The organism is Acidovorax sp. KPB24-03 (assembly GCF_057546605.1).
In genome coordinates this window covers 1-1375 of record NZ_BAAJYR010000653.1, presented here as the reverse complement: position 1 = coordinate 1375, position 1375 = coordinate 1, and the positions used below count along the sequence as shown (strand labels likewise).

At 69.2% G+C, this 1375-nt stretch carries 1 protein-coding gene; it reads right to left on the bottom strand.

All coding sequences use genetic code 11. From position 1 onward, the window contains the following. Positions 1–98: 98 nt before the first annotated feature. Positions 99–1298, bottom strand: a complete 1200-nt coding sequence (locus tag AC27KI_RS24875; RefSeq protein ID WP_487091149.1) for an imelysin family protein — start codon at positions 1296–1298, stop codon at positions 99–101. Positions 1299–1375: the final 77 nt, after the last annotated feature.

Genomic DNA, 1375 nt, shown 5'->3' with positions numbered 1-1375 from the left:
CCACGAGGCCCGTGGCGGCCGCCGCCAGGCCTGCGCTGGCGGTCGCGAGGCGCCAGGTGCGGCGGCGGTGGAAGGCTTTCAGGAAACGCATCGCGGGATCAGGGTTGCACGAGGGTCAGCCGGGTGATGCCGATGGCGTTGGCGGCGGCGACCAGGTCCTTGGACTGGGCGCTCAGGCTGTCGATGGTTTTCTGGATGCGCTGGCGGCCCGGCGCGTCCTTCTCGCCGATGATCTCGCGGTCGAACGGCGCCTGGATGGCCTCGGCCGCCTTCACCGACGCGGCGATCTGCTGCGTGGTCTTCTCGGCCAGAGCCGCGTCCTTGGCGGCCACGAGGTCGCGCAGCGAGGGGCCCTGCACCTGGCTGCCGTCGGCGCGCCGGTACTGGCCCAGCCACACGTTCTGGATGCCCTGGGCATTGGTCACCGCGTCGCGGTGCGTGTTGTCGGAAAAGCAGGAGTGCTCGTCTTCCTGGTCCTGGCTGTTGAGCGCGACCTCCAGCCGCTCGCCGGCCAGTTCGCCGCGCGAGAGCGAGCCCAGGCCCACCAGCATCTTGCGCACCGATTCCTGCCCGCCCTTGGCGAACTTGGCGCGGTAGTTGTTCTTGGCCTTGGGGTCCCAGGCCTTGACGAGGAAGGTGAGGTCGTCGATCAGCAGGTCGGTGACCACTGTCAGGTACTGGCGGCGGCGGTCGGCGTTCTTGCCCTTGCCATCGACGAAGTCCTCGAAGTTGCGGTCGCCCGGGCCGGTGTCCGAGAGGTCCTGGCCCCACAGGAAGAACTCGATGGCGTGCCAGCCGGTGGCGATGTTCTCCTCGCCGCCGCGCTCGTTCTGCGCGGCGAGGTTCTTCTTGGTGATGGCGAATTGGCGGTTGTTCACCAGGCCGGCGTCGGGCTTGCCTTCGACGCTGTCCACGTACGACTCGTCCATGGGCCAGGCGTTGATCTGGCCTTCGGGGCCCTTGTCATCGTCGATCGGGCCGCCGTAGAAGCGGAACGCCTCGGTCTGGCCATAGAACTCGCGCGCGGCCAGCCAGGTCTTGCGGGCCTCGGCCAGCGTCTCCACCGACGGCTTGGCCGTGAAGGCCTTGATGGCGGCCTGCATGGCCTTGGCTGCGTTCAGCGTGTCTTCGTAATTGGCGTGCACCAGCGTGGCGTAGTGGGCAGCCACGGCATTGGCGGTTGCGGGCTGGGAGGCCTGGACGGCGGTGCCTTGTGCCTGGGCCACGCCCACGGCGCCGAGCGGACTGGCGGCCAGCAGGGCGGCGAGGGCGGCGGTTCTGAACAAGGGGGTCGTCATGGGCATCTCCAGGTTGGGTAAAAACGGACCGGGCGGACGCTTTCCGGCCTGCCGGAGGCAGGGCGCCGGGCCGCGTG